The organism is Rubellimicrobium mesophilum DSM 19309, assembly GCF_000600335.2.
In the GTDB taxonomy this organism is placed as follows: Bacteria; Pseudomonadota; Alphaproteobacteria; order Rhodobacterales; family Rhodobacteraceae; genus Rubellimicrobium; species Rubellimicrobium mesophilum.
Genome location: NZ_KK088557.1, coordinates 20,162 through 36,903 on the forward strand (window position 1 = coordinate 20,162; position 16,742 = coordinate 36,903).

Annotated in this window: 17 protein-coding genes; 10 read left to right on the top strand and 7 right to left on the bottom strand. The window is 72.2% G+C overall.

Annotated elements, in window-relative coordinates; all coding sequences use genetic code 11:
- Positions 1-305 precede the first annotated feature (305 nt).
- Together RUMESO_RS05490 and RUMESO_RS05495 are read right to left on the bottom strand one after the other, a co-directional pair.
- On the bottom strand, positions 306-1,274 hold the full coding sequence (locus RUMESO_RS05490) for an NAD-dependent epimerase/dehydratase family protein (protein ID WP_037278727.1): 969 nt from the start codon (positions 1,272-1,274) through the stop codon (positions 306-308).
- Between the two features lie 389 nt (positions 1,275-1,663).
- Entirely contained in the window at positions 1,664-2,353 is a 690-nt protein-coding gene (locus tag RUMESO_RS05495) for a hypothetical protein (RefSeq protein WP_037278728.1), read from the bottom strand.
- 410 nt (positions 2,354-2,763) lie between these two features.
- On the opposite strand from RUMESO_RS05495, the gene RUMESO_RS05500 reads away from it, so the two are divergent.
- The 3 genes from RUMESO_RS05500 to RUMESO_RS05510 all read left to right on the top strand — a co-directional run bounded on the left by RUMESO_RS05500 (position 2,764) and on the right by RUMESO_RS05510 (position 6,207).
- A complete protein-coding gene (locus RUMESO_RS05500) occupies positions 2,764-4,290 on the top strand; it encodes a methyl-accepting chemotaxis protein (RefSeq protein ID WP_037278729.1) in 1,527 nt (508 codons plus the stop codon).
- Positions 4,291-4,443: 153 nt separating this feature from the next.
- Positions 4,444-5,559 carry a THUMP domain-containing class I SAM-dependent RNA methyltransferase gene (locus RUMESO_RS05505; protein ID WP_037278730.1) on the top strand — a complete coding sequence of 372 codons (1,116 nt, stop codon included), beginning with the start codon at positions 4,444-4,446 and terminating at the stop codon, positions 5,557-5,559.
- Positions 5,560-5,877: 318 nt separating this feature from the next.
- The gene (locus tag RUMESO_RS05510) at positions 5,878-6,207 is read left to right on the top strand and encodes a hypothetical protein (protein WP_037278731.1); all 330 of its coding nucleotides are present in this window, start codon (positions 5,878-5,880) and stop codon (positions 6,205-6,207) included.
- Between the two features lie 200 nt (positions 6,208-6,407).
- Here the strand turns inward: RUMESO_RS05510 and RUMESO_RS05515 are convergent, their stop codons facing one another.
- The 3 genes from RUMESO_RS05515 to RUMESO_RS05525 all read right to left on the bottom strand — a co-directional run bounded on the left by RUMESO_RS05515 (position 6,408) and on the right by RUMESO_RS05525 (position 10,822).
- A complete protein-coding gene (locus RUMESO_RS05515; RefSeq protein ID WP_037278733.1) occupies positions 6,408-7,298 on the bottom strand; it encodes an MBL fold metallo-hydrolase in 891 nt (296 codons plus the stop codon).
- Positions 7,299-7,385: 87 nt separating this feature from the next.
- Positions 7,386-9,068: a response regulator gene (locus RUMESO_RS05520; RefSeq protein WP_082483372.1), complete on the bottom strand. Its 1,683-nt coding sequence runs from the start codon at positions 9,066-9,068 to the stop codon at positions 7,386-7,388.
- Complete coding sequence (locus RUMESO_RS05525; protein WP_051521056.1) at positions 9,053-10,822, bottom strand: PAS domain-containing protein; 1,770 nt, start codon at positions 10,820-10,822, stop codon at positions 9,053-9,055. Before RUMESO_RS05525 ends, RUMESO_RS05520 begins: the two co-directional genes overlap by 16 nt.
- Before the next feature lie 336 nt (positions 10,823-11,158).
- Between RUMESO_RS05525 and RUMESO_RS05530 the strand changes: the two genes are divergently transcribed.
- Positions 11,159-12,370: a M10 family metallopeptidase gene (locus RUMESO_RS05530; protein ID WP_051521057.1), complete on the top strand. Its 1,212-nt coding sequence runs from the start codon at positions 11,159-11,161 to the stop codon at positions 12,368-12,370.
- Positions 12,371-12,482: 112 nt separating this feature from the next.
- Here RUMESO_RS05530 and RUMESO_RS26850 read toward each other — a convergent pair whose 3' ends face one another.
- Both RUMESO_RS26850 and RUMESO_RS26855 read right to left on the bottom strand, forming a co-directional pair.
- A complete protein-coding gene (locus RUMESO_RS26850; RefSeq protein ID WP_245639158.1) occupies positions 12,483-12,845 on the bottom strand; it encodes an ABC transporter permease in 363 nt (120 codons plus the stop codon).
- Positions 12,779-13,297: an ABC transporter permease gene (locus RUMESO_RS26855; RefSeq protein ID WP_245639159.1), complete on the bottom strand. Its 519-nt coding sequence runs from the start codon at positions 13,295-13,297 to the stop codon at positions 12,779-12,781. The genes RUMESO_RS26850 and RUMESO_RS26855 overlap by 67 nt, the downstream gene beginning before the upstream one ends.
- A gap of 175 nt (positions 13,298-13,472) precedes the next feature.
- Here RUMESO_RS26855 and RUMESO_RS27705 point away from each other — a divergent pair, with 175 nt between their 5' ends.
- The 6 genes from RUMESO_RS27705 to RUMESO_RS05550 all read left to right on the top strand — a co-directional run bounded on the left by RUMESO_RS27705 (position 13,473) and on the right by RUMESO_RS05550 (position 16,721).
- Complete coding sequence (locus tag RUMESO_RS27705) at positions 13,473-14,765, top strand: DUF2793 domain-containing protein (RefSeq protein ID WP_037278737.1); 1,293 nt, start codon at positions 13,473-13,475, stop codon at positions 14,763-14,765.
- Positions 14,766-15,063: 298 nt separating this feature from the next.
- On the top strand, positions 15,064-15,264 hold the full coding sequence (locus tag RUMESO_RS26870; protein ID WP_245639160.1) for a hypothetical protein: 201 nt from the start codon (positions 15,064-15,066) through the stop codon (positions 15,262-15,264).
- A 2-nt stretch (positions 15,265-15,266) separates the two neighbouring features.
- The gene (locus tag RUMESO_RS26875) at positions 15,267-15,533 is read left to right on the top strand and encodes a polysaccharide biosynthesis/export family protein (protein ID WP_245639161.1); all 267 of its coding nucleotides are present in this window, start codon (positions 15,267-15,269) and stop codon (positions 15,531-15,533) included.
- Entirely contained in the window at positions 15,518-15,763 is a 246-nt protein-coding gene (locus RUMESO_RS26880; protein WP_245639162.1) for a hypothetical protein, read from the top strand. Before RUMESO_RS26875 ends, RUMESO_RS26880 begins: the two co-directional genes overlap by 16 nt.
- Positions 15,700-16,038, top strand: coding sequence for a hypothetical protein (locus RUMESO_RS26885; protein WP_245639163.1), 339 nt, complete (start codon positions 15,700-15,702; stop codon positions 16,036-16,038). Before RUMESO_RS26880 ends, RUMESO_RS26885 begins: the two co-directional genes overlap by 64 nt.
- A 26-nt stretch (positions 16,039-16,064) precedes the next feature.
- Positions 16,065-16,721 (top strand): ABC transporter ATP-binding protein, encoded by a 657-nt coding sequence (locus RUMESO_RS05550; protein WP_037278738.1) that lies wholly within the window; start codon positions 16,065-16,067, stop codon positions 16,719-16,721.
- The last annotated feature ends 21 nt before the right edge of the window (positions 16,722-16,742 follow it).

The window sequence follows — 16,742 nt, forward strand, 5'->3', positions numbered from 1 at the left end:
CGGGCCTGAGGAAGCGCTCCCCGACCGCTTCTTGACATCCCAACAACCCCGAGCCGATGCGGGAACGGGGCCCTCACCCCTGATGGCGGCGCTCTCGCGTTCGAGGTCGGCCATCTGCGCGCCGCCGGCCAGGGTCGCATCGCGATCGCCTCCCACGCAGGTGAGATGCGCCCCGAAACGCGTCCGCATCAGGACGGCGGCCGCGACCACCACCGCGCAGATTGGCACCGAGGTCCGGAGCCCCGGGCCGCGCCCACCCCGCCGGCGAGCGCTGCGCCCCCGATCACGGCGGCAGCGCGGAGCGTTCAGGAGGGAGGCGGCGCCTCCACGCGGCCCTCGTCGATCAGGGCGGCGACGGCCTCCTGCACGGCCTGAAGGCTCGTGTGGCGCGGCTGGTAGCCGAGCCGCTGCCGAGCCTTCTCGATGGAATGGCATGAGCTGCGGACGATGTGCTCCCAGCTCTGGTGCGCCCGCTCCGGGTCCTGGCCCGCCTTCCACTCGTCGAAGGGCTGGAAGCGCAGCCGGGGCTCGTGCCCGAACCAGCGATACATCGCCTCGGCATAGCCCTTGAGGTTCAGCGCCTGGGCCGAGACGGTGTTGAACGCCTCGCCTGCCGAGGCCGAGCGGTTGAGCATGGCGCGCAGGACCACCTGCGCCACGTCGTCGGCATGGACGTGATGAAGGGTCTCGAGACCGAAGTTCGGGATCGCCAGCTCCTCGCCGCGCGCGATGCGGGAGAACACCTCCGGGTCGTTGTTCCCGACCGGGTTGATGGGCACCCAGCCCGGCCCGACGATGTGGCCGGGCCGGAAGATCGTGGCCGGGAAGCCCGTGCGCCGCGCGTCGGCCAGAAGCCAGGTCTCGATGGCGGCCTTGTTCACCCCGTAGTCGCCGAAGGTGACCAGCGGGTCGTCCTCGGTCGCGGGCACGGCGGTGTTCCGGGCATGGACCCAGATGGTCGAGCAATGGACGAAGTGCTCCACCCGCCCTCGCAGGGCCTCGACGATCTGTCGGGTGCTCGGCAGGTCGAAGGAGATCATGTCCACCACGACGTCGGGCTCCAGGGCGGCGATGCGCCCTCCGAAGGTGCCGGCGGCGTCCTCGGCCACCCGGTCGGCCGCCACCTGCCGGACCCGGGCCCAGGCCGGATGCGGCCGGTAGGGCGCGGCCTGGCCCCGGCTCACGTTGACCACCTCATGCCCGCGCTCCACCAGCGCCGGGACGAGGTAGGTCCCCACGTGGCCGCTGCCGCCGATCACCACCACTCGCGCCATGTCCGGTCTCCAGGAATCGGGGAGGGTCCGCGAGCCCCTGCGGCCCGACCCGACGATGCAGACCCCGGGCCGTGGTGTCCAGCGCTCCACTCGAGCCACGCGGCCGCTCCGACGGGCGCCCGCAGGCCGGGCCGGCGCCTCCGAAGCCACGCGGTCGCGCATCAGGCCCCGGGGTCGATGCCACGCCCCGGGGCGATCACGCCCGACCGGCCCCGTCGGCGGCGGCCCGGGGATCGGGGGCCCAGGCGGCGGCGCGGGTCATCAGGCGGGTCCTGGCGCGGGTGAACATGCGGTTGCTCCAGATGGCATGGAGGCCGAGGCCCAGGGGCCAGACGACCACGGTGGCGAAGGCTCGCGGCGCCCCCGGCGATCCGGCCCGCCCTGCGGACCTAGCGCCGGAGCCGCACCGTGAAGGGCCCGGCGCTCACGTCCACCTCGGCGAGGACCGGCCCACCGTCGGTCCGGACATAGGTGAGCGTCAGGTCGAAGGACCGGAAGCGGAAGGGCGACAGGTGCCCCGGCCCCGCCACGACCTCGTAGTCCATGTCGCAGGTCAGCAGGCCGTTCGCCTCCTCCGCGCCGGCGGGCGTGACCTCCACGACCCGGCGCCCGTCGTAGAGCCGGAAGGCTTCGGGACAGCCCTGCGTCTCGAAGAGCCGCCCGAAGGCCTCCACGGGATCGAGGACGCCGGCCGGCACCTGCGCGGCATCGGAAAGCTCGGTCGCGTCCTCGGCGGGATCGACCTGGACCGTCAGGACGCGCCCGTCGGCGTGAAGGAAGGTGATGGTCCGGTTCTTCCGCGAGGAGGCGGTGACCGCCTGGAACTGCACCGCGTCCACCCCTTCGCTGGTCCGCACGGGCTGCGACCCGGCCTGCCAGGTCCCGTTGAGGACCCCCAGGGGCGTGTTGTCGAGGTTCGAGCGGAGCAGCGCCGGACGTCCGCCGTCGGTCTCGTAGTCCACGGTCCCCAGGACGCTCCCGGCCAGGACGACCTGGAACGATGTGGCCTCGGCCCGGGCGGCCCCGGCAAGGGACGCAGTGGCCAGGGCGAGCCAGAGGCTCGGGCGGATCGGGATCATGGACATCTCCAGCTTGGCCTGAGGGCCGCCGGTCGCGGCGACCCCCCTCGGGTGCGGCGCACTCTGCCGCAGGCCCCGGGCGGAGGCGAGGGGGACCGAAGTCCGGCCGACGGGCGCGGCGCGGCCATTCCGCCGGCTTCCACCGATTCGGACCCGCCGGCCGACCGGCTCGATGGAACCCCGGGCGGTGACGGGATCGCCCGACGGGCCTCTTCGGCCCGCCTGCGCATCCCGCGCCCCTTCCCCGGCCCGCCCATGGACCGCGACCGAGGTCCCGACCCCAGTCAAGGATCACTTCACCAGAATCCCAATCAGCGTCCCGGCGTTTACCCGATCTTCAGGCCGCGGGCCGATACTGGCCATCATCGTTCACATCCTCGCTCCAGCGCGGATTTGCAAAGGACCCGCCCATGCGCCTCAACCTCAAGCGCAAACTTGCGCTGGTCTTCCTCCTCCTGTTCGCCGCCTCCGCGCTGAGCATGGGGCTCGCCCTCAGGTCCCTCCAGGACATCAACGCCCGGATGAACGACCTCGTCGACGTCAGGAGCGAGAACCTCTGGCTGTCCGAGGAGCTCCGGGCGAATGCGTTCGATGTGCAGAAGATGGTCCGGGACGCGATCCTCCACGAGGACGCCGCCAAGATCGAGGCCGTCGTGGCCGAGGTCGCCCAGGCGCGCGAGCAGGTCAGCACCTTCGAGGACAAGCTCGCGTCGCAGCTCGACGAGGCGAGCCTTGTTCTCCTCGACCGCTTCCAGGACCTCAACACCCAGCTTCGCGGCGTCAACAACCAGGTCCTCGACCTCGCCGGCCGGCAGACGCCCGAGGCCGACGCCTCGGCCTTCCGCCTCGTGACCGGCCACGGGTCGGAGCTCTGGGCGCAGATGAAGCCGCTCCTCGACCAGCTCGTCGAGACCGAGCGCGACAGCCAGGCCGCGACCGTGGCGCAGACGGAGGCCAGCTTCCAGCGCGCCCGCAACATCCTGTTCGCGATCGCGGCGGCCAGCGCGCTGATCGGCGTCCTGGGCGCGACCTGGGTGCTGCGCTCCATGAACGGCGCCGTCCGCACGATCACGGACCTCACCCATCGCGTGGCCGCCGGGGCGGCGCAGATGGCCGCGACCGCCCAGCAACTGAGCCAGGGCGCCTCGGAGCAGGCCGCCGCGACCGAGCAGGCCTCGGCCTCGGTGGAGCAGATGGCGGCCAACATCCGGCAGACGGCCGAGGGCGCCTCCGAGACCGAGGGGATCGCCTCGAAGTCGTCCGCCTCCGCGCAGTCCATGGGCGAGAACGCCTCGCTGGCCGTCCGCTCGATGCGCACCGTCGCCGAGCAGATCCTCGTGATCCAGGAGATCGCCCGCCAGACGGATCTCCTCGCGCTCAACGCCGCCGTCGAGGCGGCGCGGGCCGGCGAGCACGGGCGGGGCTTCGCCGTGGTCGCCGCCGAGGTGCGCAAGCTTGCCGAGCGCAGCCAGGCGGCGGCGACGCAGGTGAGCCGCCTCTCCTCCGAGACGATGACCGCCGCCGACAGCACCGGCCGCAGCCTCGAGGGGCTCCTCCCCCAGATCGGCCGCACCGCCGAGCTCGTGGCCGCCATCAGCCACGCCAACCGGGAGCTCGAGACCGGCGCGGGACAGGTCGCCCAGGCCATCGTGGAGCTGAGCAAGGTCACGCAGGAGAACACCTCCGCCTCGGAGCAGGTCGCCTCCACCGCCGCCGAGCTCGCCCTCCAGGCGGAGGGGCTCCGGTCCGCCATGTCCGTCCTCGGGGTCACGACGGGGGACCGCGGGCCCGTGCCCGCTGCCGCCTCCCTTGCGCCGGCGAGGGCCAAGCCGCCGGCCGTCGGGCAACGGCACCAGGGCCACGACTTCGACCTCGCCACGGGATCGGAGGACGAGCTGGACGCGCAGTTCATGCGGCACCAGCGCCCTGCGGCCTGACCCGCCGCCACAAGGCGCGGCGTCGGCGCCCGGCCCCCAAGGGGTCGGGCGCTACGGCCTTCGGGCGGTCCTGGCCCGACCGGACGGACGCCGCCGTCGGCCTTGCGTCGAATGGGGTCGAAGCTTCGCCGCCCTTCGGCTATCGAGCGCGGCATGACCGACGAGCCCTTCGAGATCTATCTGGTGACTCCTCCGGGACTGGAGCCGGCCCTCTGCCAGGAAGCGCGGGAGAAGGGATTCGCCGACCCCGTGGCGTCCGTCGGCGGCGTCACCGTCCGGGGCGGCTGGCCCGAGGTCTGGCGCGCGAACCTCGATCTGCGCGGCGCGACCAAGGTCCTCGCCCGCATCGGGGCCTTCCGGGCGCTGCACCTCGCGCAGCTCGACAAGCGCGCCCGCAAGTTCCCCTGGGCCGAGGTCCTGCGGCCCGACCAGCCGGTCAAGGTCGAGGCCTCGTGCAAGGGCTCGCGCATCTACCACGCCGGGGCGGTCGTCCAGCGCATCTCGGCGGCCATCCGCGAGGAGCTGGGCGCCCCCATCGCCGAGGACGCCGAAATCCGCGTCATGGCGCGGATCGAGGACGACCTCTGCACCATCAGCGTCGACACCTCGGGCGAGCTCCTGCACCGGCGCGGCCACAAGGAGGCGGTGAACAAGGCGCCGCTGCGCGAGACGCTGGCCGCCCTCTTCCTGCGCGAATGCGGCTACGACGGCACCGAGCCGGTGCTCGACCCGATGTGCGGGTCGGGGACCTTCGTGATCGAGGCCGCCGAGATCGCCGCCGGCCTCCGACCCGGGCGGTCGCGCGACTTCGCCTTCGAGCGGCTCGCGACCTTCGACCCCGCGGCCTGGGACCGTCTGCGCGAGCCGCCCCCGGCCCGACCCGTCCCCTTCCGCTTCCTCGGCCATGACCGGGACGCGGGCGCCATCGCCATGAGCCGGGCCAACGCCGAACGCGCCGGCGTCGCCGGCATCACGGACTTCCGCCGTCAGCCCCTCGCCGAGCTCCAGCGCCCCGAGGGCCCGCCGGGCCTCGTGATGGTCAACCCGCCCTACGGGACCCGGATCGGCAACAAGAAGCTCCTCTACGCCCTCTACGCCTCGCTGGGCGAGGTGCTCCGCAGCCGGTTCTCGGGCTGGCGCGTCGGCCTCGTGACCAGCGAGCCGTCCCTGGCCCGCGCGACGGGGCTGCCCTTCGCGGAGCCGGGCCTTCCGGTGCCGCATGGGGGCCTCAAGGTCGGCCTCCACCGCACTGCCGCTCCGCTCAAGTGAGCGGAGATTGCCCGGACAGGCCGGCGGGAACCCGGGGTCGGGGGCGCGGGTTCCCCGCTTGCGTCCACCAGGAGGCGCCGGCCTTCGGCCGTGACCGCGCGTCCCGGGCCTCGGCCCATGAGCCAGAGGAGATCCGACATGACCGTCCAGGTCGCGGGCCCGGCCAAGCCGGCCCGCAAGGGCGACCGGCGGGGACAAGCGCCGGGCCGATCGGTCGCGGCCATGTCGGCCGAGGGGAGTCCTTGCGGATCCGCCTCGACCGCCCCACCTCCTGACCAGCCGGCCCGCCCCGGACCGATCAGAAGGGACCCTCCCGACATGCGGCATCGGAGCGAGCGCATCCGGCACAAGCAGAGGCTGCTTCGGCAGTTCGCGGCCATGGAGCGCCGCTTCCCGTCATTGCGCCGGCCGATCCGGATGCTCCTGCGCGACGGTTCGGCCTTCGTGCGGCTGCCCTTCGCCGTGCTCCTGATCGCCGGAGGGCTCCTGTCGTTCCTGCCGTTCCTCGGGCTCTGGATGCTGCCGCTCGGCGTCCTGCTGCTGGCGGTGGACATCCCGGCGCTCCGGCCGACGGCCTCGGCCGCGATGATCCGCGGGCGTCGCTGGACCTCGGGACGCCTCCGCCGGCTCCGGGCGCGTCAGGGCTGACCCGTCGGGTCCTCCGGGCACGTCCCTCGGGCTCGGGAGGAAGCCTCGGCCCGGCGGGCGTGGGCTCCCTCCCTTCACCTCTCACGCGCCACCACTCCGATCGTCAACAGCCCCATCCTGCCCCCGAATCATGGGCGCGGGGCGGCGATCCTGTGGCGCTTTCCCGGCCCTTGTGGGAAGACGCGGCCCCGTCCGCGCGATCAGAGACCGTTGACCGGCACCTTGAGCATCGGCCGGCCCGAGGGATCGGTCGGGATCTCGCCCGCCCGCATGTTGACCTGCAGCGAGGGCAGGATGAGCTTGGGCATGGCCAACGTCCGGTCGCGCTCCTCGCGCATCCGCACGAAGTCCTCGCGCGACCGGCCCCCGCCCACATGGATGTTGTGGGCGCGCTCCTCGCCCACGGTGGTCTCCCAGCGGATCTCGCGCCCGTTCGGCCCGTAGTCGTGGCACATGAAGAGACGCGTCTCGTCGGGAAGGCTCAGCACGCGCTGGATGGAATCGTAGAGCGCGCCCGCGTCCGCCCCCGGGAAGTCCGCCCGCGCCGAGCCGCCGTCGGGCATGAACAGGGTGTCGCCCACGAAGGCCGCGTCGCCGATCACGTGGGTCATGCAGGCCGGCGTGTGGCCGGGCGTCAGCAGCGCATGGGCGGTCATGCCGCCGATCGCGTAGCTGTCGCCGTCCTCGAACAGCCGGTCGAACTGCGAGCCGTCGCGCTGGAACTCGGTCCCTTCGTTGAAGATCTTGCCGAAGGTCTCTTGGACGACCTTGATCTTGGACCCGATGCCGATCCGGCCGCCCAGCCGCTCCTGGATGTAGGGCGCGGCCGAGAGGTGGTCGGCGTGCACATGCGTCTCGATCAGCCACTCGAGCCGCAGGCCCCGCTCGCGGATGCGGGCGATGAGCCGGTCGGCGTGGTCGTAGGTGATCCGTCCCGCCGCGTAGTCGAGGTCCATCACCGAATCGACCACCGCGCAGGCCTCCGACCCGGGGTCCTTCACGAGATAGCTGATCGTGTTCGTCCCCTCGTCGAAGAAGCCCTCCACCTCAGGCTTGATCGACAGGTCGGGATTGACGGGCAGCGGCGGCATGTCGGGACCCCCGGGATTCCGGCCGCCGGACCGGCGGGCGCGCGCCCATGGTAGCCCGCTTCGCCTGCCCGGCCAAGGCACCCGCGCTCAGCCCTCGGGACGCGTCCGCGCCCGCAGAGGCATCACCGTCCGCTCCCCGCTCAGGAGCTGCGCGAGCAGCGTGGCGAGGTCGGCCTGCCGGAACGGCTTGGCCAGCACCGTGAGCCCGCGCGTCTGCTCGGGGGGCAGGTTGGCGTAGCCGGTGATCATCAGCACCGGCAGCCCGGGCGCCCGCTCCCGCAGCTCGGCGGCAAGCTGCGCGCCGGTCATGCCCGGCATCATGTGGTCCGTCACCGCGGCGTCGGGCTGGAGGCCCATCCGCAGCGCCTCCAGCGCCTCGGCGGCGGTGCCGACCTCGACCACCTCGTAGCCCAGGTCCCGCAGCCCCTCAGCGGTGGAGAGCCGGACCAGCGGCTCGTCGTCCACGAGGAGCACCATCGCCGGCCGGGGCGCGCGCGGGGCGACCGTCTCGGCGGCGGGCTCGCGCGCCGCCTCCTCCGAGGCCACCGGCAGCCAGAGCACCGCCGCGGTGCCCTCCCCCACCCGGCTCGACAGCTTGAAGAGCCCGCCCGACTGCGCTGCGAGGCCGTGCACCATGGAAAGGCCCAGGCCCGTGCCCTTGCCCATGCCCTTGGTCGAGAAGAAGGGCTCCACGGCACGCGCGAGCGTCGGCTCGTCCATGCCCATGCCGGTGTCGGTCACGCAGATCCGCAGGTAGCGCCCGGGCGCCAGGATGCCGGGGATCGGGCATTCCCACCCTTCCTTGGCCTCGGCCGCGATGGTGAGCCGCCCGCCCGTGGGCATCGCGTCGCGCGCGTTCACGCTCAGGTTGAGGAGCGCGAGCTCGAGCTGGTTGGGGTCCACCAGCACGGGCGGCAGGTCGCGCGGCAGGTCCACCCGCACCTCGATCGAGGGGCCCAGGCTGCGGCCCACCAGCTCGCGCATCCCGTCCACGAGCTCGGCCACGTCCACGGCCCGGGGCTGCAGCGTCTGGCGCCGCGCGAAGGCGAGGAGGCGGCTCACCAGCGTCTTGGCCCGCTCCGCTGCCTGGAGCGCGCCGGTGAGGAGCCGCTCGCTCCGCTCGTCCGTCGTACGGCGCCGCACGATGTCGAGCCCCCCCACAATGGGGGTCAGAAGGTTGTTGAAGTCGTGGGCGATCCCGCCGGTGAGCTGGCCGATGGCCTCCATCTTCTGCGACTGCCGCAGCGCCTCCTCGGCCTTCTCGCGCTCGGCCAGGGCCTCGGCCACGCGCGCCTCCAGCGTCTCGTTGGCCCGCTGCACCGCCTGGAAGAGCCGGGCGTTGTCGAGCGCGATGGCCGCCTGCCCGGCGAGGCCCACCATGAGCCTCTCGTGGCGCTCGGTGAAGCGGCCGGGCTCGGGATGGCCGAAGACGAGGCCCCCCAGCACCTCGCCCGAGCGGGAGACGACGGGGACGCCCAGGTAGCTCCGCACCGGCAAGTGGCCCGCCGGCATCCCGTGATGGGGCCCCATCTGGCCGTAGCGCGGATCGGCCTGGATGTCGTCCGACCGCACCACGCCCTCGTTGCGGAAGGTCGGGCCGAAGACGCCCGTCGCGCGCACGCCGCCCATCCCTTCGAAGTCCGACCGCTCGGCCCCGGACAGGGTGTAGAGGTGGAGCCTTTCCCCGCTCTCGTCCATGACGTTGTGGAAGAAGGCGCCATAGGCGCCGCCGGTCAGGGCGCGGCCCGCATCCGTCAGGCTCTGGGCCAGCCGCTCGGGGTCGAGTTCCCGGCCAGGGCCGCCGCCGCGCGGTTCAGCGTCTCGAGGATGCGGGTCTCCTCCCGCAGGGCCGCCTCGACGGCCTTGCGCCCGGTGATGTCCACGAAGGCGGCAACCGACCCGGCGGGCCGCCCCTGCGCGTCATGGAGCGGCGTGGCGTTGCCGAAGAGGTCGAGATGGCTGCCGTCCTCGAAGGCCACGCGGTATTCCCGGCCGGCGACGGGCTCGCCGCGCGCGGCCGCCTGGACGGGCAGGTCGCGGGGCGCGAGCTCCCGCCCCTCGGAATCGAGGAAGCGGAAGTGCCGGGTGGGCGCGTCCGGCGCGCCCTTGGACTGGTTGCGCCCCTGGGGGACGCGCAGGAACTCGTGCGAGCGGGCGTTGCCGGCGATCTCGCGCGCGTCGGGATCGTGGGTGATCCAGATGCCGGCCGGCACCGCGTCGAGCACCGCGCGCAGCTCCTCGGCCTGGGCGCGCTGCACGGCCTCGGCGGCCTTGCGCTCCTCCACGTCCTCGGTGGTGCCGTACCACTTGACGATCCGCCCCCCGGGGTTGCGGCGGGGGAAGGCGCGGGAGTGCATCCAGTGGAAGCGCCCGTCCCGCAGGCGGACGCGGTGCTCGATGTCGTAGGGCTCGCCCGTGGCGATGGCCCGCATCCAGGCCTCCCTGGACGCATCGAGGTCCTCGGGGTGGATCGCCTCGCCCCAGCTCGCGCCGAGGCCCGGGTTGCCCGTCAGCTCCACCCATCGCGGCGCGACGTGGTCGAGAAGGCCATCCGGCGTGGCGGTCCAGGACACCTGGGGGCTCAGCTCGACGGCGTGGCGGTAGTGGTCCTCGCTCTCGCGCAGGGCGTTCTGGACCTGCATCCGCTCGGTCACGTCGTAGCCCTCGACGAAGATCCCGGTGACGCGGCCCCCCTCCTCCGTCACCGGCTGGTAGATGAAGTCCACGAAGCGCTCCTCGGGGGCCTCGCCGGGGGTGCGCGCCAGCCAGACCGGCACCGCCTCGCCCCGGAAGGGCTCGCCCGTGGCATGGACGCGGTCGAGGAGGTCCACGAAGCCCTGCCCCGCGACCTCCGGCAGGGCGGCGCGCACCGGCAGGCCGACCACGTCGCGCCCGCCGATCAGCTCGCGGTAGGCGGCGTTCACCAGCCCGAAGACGTGATCGGGCCCGTCGAGCATGGCGATGAAGCCCGGCGCCTGCTCGTACATCTTGACCAGCCGCTCGTGCTCGGCCGCCCTGCGACGCCCGGCGAGCACAGTCGCCGTGGTCTCCACCACCACGGCCAGCACGCCGGCCGGCTGCCCGTCCTCCCCCGGCACCGGCGAGTAGTCGAGCTTCATGAACACCTGCTCGGGCCGTCCGTGGCGGAAGAGCGTGAGCTCGATGTCCTGGTAGGCCAGCGTCTCCCCCGCGAGGCCCACGCGCATGACGTTGTCGTTGAAGTCCGCCGCCTCCGGCCAGCCCTCGCGCACCCGGGAGCCCAGGAGCTCCGGGTGCCGCCCGCCCGCGAAGGCCGCGTAGCCGTCGTTGTAGAGCATGATGCCGTCCTCGCCCCACAGCATCACCATGGGCACGGGCGAGCGCAGGATCAGCCCGAGCGCGGTGCGCAGGCTTCCCGGCCAGCCCTCGACGGGTCCCAGCGTGCCCGACCAGTCCCGCGCCGCGATCAGGGCCCCCGTCTCGCCGCCGCTGGCGAGCAGGCTCCGGCGAAACGAATCGGACTCGGGAAGGTGGTGGACGGTCAAATGCGGCTCCGGACGCAGACATGCGAGCCGCCAAGTTAGCGGGTCTGCCCGGTGCTGTCATGCCCGGTCGGGAGACAGGCCGCAACGGAACTTGCGGCATCTCCAAGGTTGCCCAAAGACCACGGCGGCCCACGGGAGGCAACGGGTTTCTGCTCGCTTTCATGGACGACCGGCAAAGGACCGCGCGAGCGGGCCGCGGCGCTGGCGCCATCATGCCAATCCGGCGGAATCGCCGCTCCCGTGCCCTCGCCTTGCCCGAAGTTGGCCATTATCGACGCTCCTACTGGACCTCGTCCCGCGGGCCCAGGATCCCGCCAGCTCAAAGGTCCCGACGAGATGCCCACGCGTCCCACCTCTACGAATGCCCTGGCCGACTACCTGGCGAACGGCTACTGGCAGGACACAGGGCAATCGCCGCACCACTTCGACAAGCACACCATCACGGTGGACCTGACGGCGCTGAACAAGGCCGGCAAGGCCCTGGCGCGCACCGCGCTCGACTCCTGGGAAGCGGTGGCCAACCTCAAGTTCCGGGAACGCGCCCGGAACGCCGACATCACCTTCGACGACGCCGGCGGCGATGCCGACACTCAGGTGAGGATGAGCGGCCGCGCGATCAGTTCCGCCCATGTGAACATCGGGGCGGGCTGGATCGACGACTACGGCGCTTCGGTCGGCAGCTACGGCTTCCAGACCTATGTCCACGAGATCGGCCATGCTCTCGGGCTGGGCCATTCGGGCAACTACAACGGCAACGCCAGCGTCCGGCAGGAACGCTTCGCCACCGATAGCTGGCAGACCACGGTCATGTCCTACCTGGACCAGGACGAGAACCCGAACGTCGCCGCGACGAAGGCCTACGTGACGACGCCGATGATGGCGGACATCGCGGCCGTCCAGAAGCTCTACGGAAAGGCCCTGCACGGCTCCACCGCCGGCGCCACCACCTACAAGGTCGATCTCGGCCGCGCCTCCATGACCATCTGGGACGCCAACGGCAGGGACACCATCGACCTGTCGGGCGACAACCACGACAACGAGATCAGCCTCGCCGGCGGCAGCTTCTCCAATGTCTCCGGCGAGATCGGCAACCTCGGCATCGCCGGCCGCACCATCATCGAGAACGTGCTGACCGGGGGCGGGGGGACGACCACGTCGTGGGCAACCGGGCCGGCAACGGCGTCCGGCTCGGCCGCGGCGACGACTGGGCCGACGGCCGGGAGGGCAACGACGTCCTCGACGGGCAGGAGGCGGCGACACGCTCCAGGGCGGCGCGGGCAACGACCGGGCTCACCGGCGGCACGGGGCGCCGATACCTTCGCCTTCTCGAAGGGGGCGGACGTCGTGACGGATTTCGAGGACGGCCGCGACACGCTGGTGCTGGACCGGGATCTCTGGGGCGGCCAGGACCGGCCCGTCGAGGACGTGCTGCGCTTCGCCCATCTGGAGGGCGCCGACGTCGTCTTCGACTTCGGGAGCGGCAACACGCTCCGCCTCGAGAACCTGGGCAGCATCGACGCGCTGGCGGACGACCTGGCCTTCGCCTGACCATCCCTCGGGGACGACGGCAACGGGCGGCGGCATCCGAGAGGGGCCGCCGTCCGTCGCTTTCCAGGCGGGCGCCCCTCCTGGGCCGAAGGACCTCCCGCCCTCCTTCCGCTCAGTTCTCCAGGATGTAGCGGTGGAAGCGCCACAGGAACAGGAGCCCCACGGTCCCCGTCACCAGCGATACCCCGAAGACGTAGACGGGGGAGACGTAGGACGGATCGTAGCCGTGGTAGAACCCGGTGCGCGTCTCCGCGACGACATGGACGAGCGGGTTCCACAGCAGCACGTCGCGCCACTGCGGCGGCAGGCTGTCGACCATCAGCATGACCCCGGACAGCAGCAGGAGCGGTCGGGTGACGACGTTCCAGAGGGTGCCCCACATCTGGAACATGGAGATCAGGAAGCAGTTCAGCAGCCCGATCCCGAGGGCCAGGGCCGCCGCCATGGCGAAGCCCAGGACGATGTGCGACAGCACGAGCTGGGTCCCCGTGTCGTAGAAGATGACGATCCCCCGATCACCAGGTAGGCCACCAGCACCTGCGTGAGCAGGTTCAGGAGGTATCGCGCCATCAGCGTGTCCATCACCGTGACCCGCGGGTAGTCCAGCAGCCGGCCAGAGAACTTGAGGGACTGCGACACCCTCTGGCTCACGATCAGGAAGGTGCTGTAGGGCAGGAGCCCGGTCGCGTAGAAGATCGGGAAGTTGGTCCCGAGCGATGGGCTCCTGAGGCCGATGGCCATGAAGAGCCAGCTCATGATGGCGATGCCGGCGATGGGCTCCACCACCACCCAGACATAGCCGCCGGGCTTGCGCCCGTAGGTGGTCGCCATCTCGCGCAGCATCAGCGCCACCACGACGCGGGTCGTCGCGAAGGGCACCTGCTGGTGAACGGAGCGGAGCTGGGGGCTGTCGGGGAGGATGGTCATGGAGGCCGGAACTCGAGGCAGGGAACGCCGCCCGCGCGGGCGCGCCATACTGCTTCGGGACCGCCCGGGATGCAAGCGCGGCGTCAGGGGGCGACGCAACGCTCGTTGGTCTCAGAATTCGTTAACCTTTTGGTGCGAATCATGGGGGCATCAGTCAACCCAAGGACCCCGAACCATGCCCTCGACCTCGCCCCGCCTCGCCCTGCCCTATCTCCAGCCCGCCCAGGCCCAGAAGCACGTCACCCACAACGAGGCGCTCCAGCTCCTCGACGCGGTCGTGCAGCTCCGCATCCAGGACTTCGACCTGACCCTGCCTCCCTCCGACGTCCTTCCCGGCGACGTGATCGCCATCGGCGCGGGCGCGCAGGGCGACTGGGCCGGGCAGGACGGCCGCCTCGCCCTCTGGGACGGCACCGGCTGGCAGTTCATCGCGCCCGCCGAGGGCTGGCTCGCCTGGGACGCCGCGACGCGGGCCCTGCGCGTCCTCTCGGGCGGCGTCTGGCTGCCCTGCGTCCCCGCCCTCCAGAACCTCCCCGGCCTCGGGGTCGGCACCGCCTCGGACGAGGTCAACCGCCTCGCCGTCGCTTCGGAGGCCACGCTCCTCACCCATGCCGGGGCGGGCCACCAGCTCAAGGTGAACAAGGCCGCCGCCTCCGACACGGCGAGCCTGCTCTTCCAGTCCGGCTGGACCGGCCATGCCGAGATGGGGCTCGCGGGCGGGCTCGACTTCGCCCTCAGGGTCTCGGACGGGACCGCCTGGACCGAGGCGCTGCGGGTCTCCCGCGCGAGCGGCGTCGTGACCCTGCCGCAGGGCGCGGTCCTCGACGGCCCCCTCGCCGGCGCGGCGGTGCAGGCCTCGCCCACCGACGCCACGCCCGGCCGCCTCCTGACCGCCGGCGCCTACGGGCTGGGCGGCCCCCTGCCCGCCGTGGGCGACGCGACCGCCAGCCTCGTCCCCGGCCTCTACGCCTACGACACCGCCGCCGGCAGCTCGGGCGGGCCCGCAGGCGTGCTGCGCGGCGCCCTCCTCCACGCCCGGCGCGGCGCCTCCCTGGGCGAGACGCAGCTCCTCGTGGTCGAGGCCGGGTCCGCCCCCAACGTCACCCCCGGCCAGACCCACGGCCGCGCCCGCACGGGTGGCGCCTGGAGCGCCTGGACCTGCGGCTCGGTCGCCCAGAGCGACTCGGGCGCCAGCGGCCGCGTCCTGCGCGGCCAGGACGGCACCCAGACCTGCTGGCACACGCTCACGACCTCCGCCACCGGCGAGACGGTCTGGACCTTTCCACAGCCCTTCGCCTCCGCCGCGGGGCTCGTGGTGACGATGGGGGTCGGGGGCGCCACGCCCGCGCCGCTGTTCCCGCGCCACACCGCCAAGGGCGCGACGTCGGTGGCGCTCTCCGTGCTGGACAGCGCGGGCGCGCGGGTGTCGGCTACGCTCGACGTGATCGCCATGGGCCGTTGGACCTGAGAGCCAGGGGTGATTCGTGATGCGATTTTCCGCGCTCCCCTTCATGGGACGGGTTTTCGGCCCGCCGCGCAGCCGGTATGGGAAGGCAGAACCCGCGCGCGTCCGTCGCGACGCGGGAAGCCAGGTGTGTCGGGGGACCGCATGACGAGGATCACGTTCAGCACGGGCCTGGGGCGGCGCTCTGCCTGGCTTTGGCGGGTGCGGCGGGCTGCCGCGCGGCGCGGCCTTCGAATCCGAGATCCTGCGCGCCAGCAACGGCTCCTCGGAGGAGGTCGCGCCCGACTTCGCGGTGGAGCCCGTGACCCGCGACGCGCTCCTGCGCTTCGCCTCCTGGCCCCAGCCCGACGAGGACGACGACCTGGGCTGGATCGGCCACGAGGACGGGCCCGCGAACCGCATCATCGCCCCGGGCGACGTCCTCCAGGTGATGCTCTGGAGCTCCGAGGAGAACTCCCTCCTCACCAACCGGGCGACCGGGCCACCCGGCTCGAGGCGCTGACGGTGTCCTCCACGGGCGAGGTGTTCATCCCCTACGTGGGCAACGTCCGCGTCGCCGGCATGAGCCCCAGCCACGCCCGCGAGACCATCCAGGAGAAGCTCACCTCGGTCAGCCCCTCGGTGCAGGTCCAGCTCGAGCTCACCCAGAGCCTGGGCAGCATGGTGTCGCTGGTGGGGGGGTGTGGCCAAGCCCGGTTCCTACCCCATGCCCGACCAGAGCTACACCGTCCTGTCGCTCATCGCCGAGGGGCGGCGTGCCGCCCAACATGAACAACCCGCAGATCCGCCTGATCCGGGGCGACGCGATCTACGGCACCTCGATCGACCGTCTCTACGACAACCCCGCGCTCGACACCACGCTCAGGCCCGGCGACAAGGTCATCGTCCAGCCGGACGAGCGCTACTTCCTGTCACTGGGGCTGCGGGCAACGAATCCGTGCAGCCCTTCCCCCGCGACGAGATCACCGCCATCGACGCCCTGTCCATCATGGGGGGCGTGAACGACGCCCGCGCCAACCCCAAGGGCATCCTGGTGCTGCGCGACTACCCCTCCTCGGCGGTGCGGACCGACGACACTGGCCCCTCGCACGAGCGGGTGGTCTTCACCCTCGACCTCACCTCGGCGGACGGGCTGTTCTCGGCGGGGCAGTTCCCAATCCTGTCCGGGGACCTCGTCTACGCCACCGAGAGCCGCCTGACCTCGACCCAGACGATCCTGTCGGTCCTCGGCAACTCGCTCGGCATCGCCAACCAGACCGTGAACCTGGGCGACTAGCCGGACCGGGGCCAAGGGGCACCGCGATGATCGTGCTTCGCAACCTGACCAAGACCTTCGTCCTCGAAGGCCAGCGCAAGACCGTGCTGCGGAACATCAACGCGGTCTTCCCGTCCAACGTGGCCGTGGGCCTCCTGGGCCGCAACGGCGCGGGCAAGAGCACCCTGATGAACCTCATCTCGGGCACGCTGGACGTCACCTCGGGCGAGATCCTGACCGACGGCCAGATCTCCTTCCCGGTGGGCTATTCGGGGTCCTTCCACCCGGACATGACGGGCGCCCAGAACACCCGCTTCGTGGCCCGCATCTACGGCGTCGACAGCGACGACCTCATCGCCTACGTCGAGGACTTCGCCGAGCTCGGTCCGAGCTTCCACCTGCCGGTGCGGTCCTATTCCTCGGGGATGAAGGCGCGCCTGGCCTTCGGGGTCTCCATGGGGATCAGCTTCGACACCTACCTCATCGACGAGGTCACGGCCGTGGGCGACGCGCGCTTCAAGCGCAAGTCGCAGGCCGTCTTCCAGGAGAAGATCTCGCAGGCCGGCGTGCTCTTCGTGAGCCACTCCCTCGGGCAGGTGCGGGAGCTCTGCCAGGCGGGCGCCGTGATCGAGGGCGGCAAGCTCTTCTACTACGACGACGTCGAAGACGCCATCGCGCACCACCTCCGCAACCTCGAAGACTAAGGCGCGGGAGGGCGCCCCGCA

What these genes read in the sequence shown, in the direction of transcription:
- RUMESO_RS05490 (WP_037278727.1), bottom strand. Translation starts at nt 1,274, where the DNA reads ATGGCGCGAGTGGTGGTGATCGGCGGCAGCGGCCACGTGGGGACCTAC.
- RUMESO_RS05495 (WP_037278728.1), bottom strand. Translation starts at nt 2,353, where the DNA reads ATGATCCCGATCCGCCCGAGCCTCTGGCTCGCCCTGGCCACTGCGTCC.
- RUMESO_RS05500 (WP_037278729.1), top strand. Translation starts at nt 2,764, where the DNA reads ATGCGCCTCAACCTCAAGCGCAAACTTGCGCTGGTCTTCCTCCTCCTG.
- RUMESO_RS05505 (WP_037278730.1), top strand. Translation starts at nt 4,444, where the DNA reads ATGACCGACGAGCCCTTCGAGATCTATCTGGTGACTCCTCCGGGACTG.
- RUMESO_RS05510 (WP_037278731.1), top strand. Translation starts at nt 5,878, where the DNA reads ATGCGGCATCGGAGCGAGCGCATCCGGCACAAGCAGAGGCTGCTTCGG.
- RUMESO_RS05515 (WP_037278733.1), bottom strand. Translation starts at nt 7,298, where the DNA reads ATGCCGCCGCTGCCCGTCAATCCCGACCTGTCGATCAAGCCTGAGGTG.
- RUMESO_RS05530 (WP_051521057.1), top strand. Translation starts at nt 11,159, where the DNA reads ATGCCCACGCGTCCCACCTCTACGAATGCCCTGGCCGACTACCTGGCG.
- RUMESO_RS26855 (WP_245639159.1), bottom strand. Translation starts at nt 13,297, where the DNA reads ATGACCATCCTCCCCGACAGCCCCCAGCTCCGCTCCGTTCACCAGCAG.
- RUMESO_RS27705 (WP_037278737.1), top strand. Translation starts at nt 13,473, where the DNA reads ATGCCCTCGACCTCGCCCCGCCTCGCCCTGCCCTATCTCCAGCCCGCC.
- RUMESO_RS05550 (WP_037278738.1), top strand. Translation starts at nt 16,065, where the DNA reads ATGATCGTGCTTCGCAACCTGACCAAGACCTTCGTCCTCGAAGGCCAG.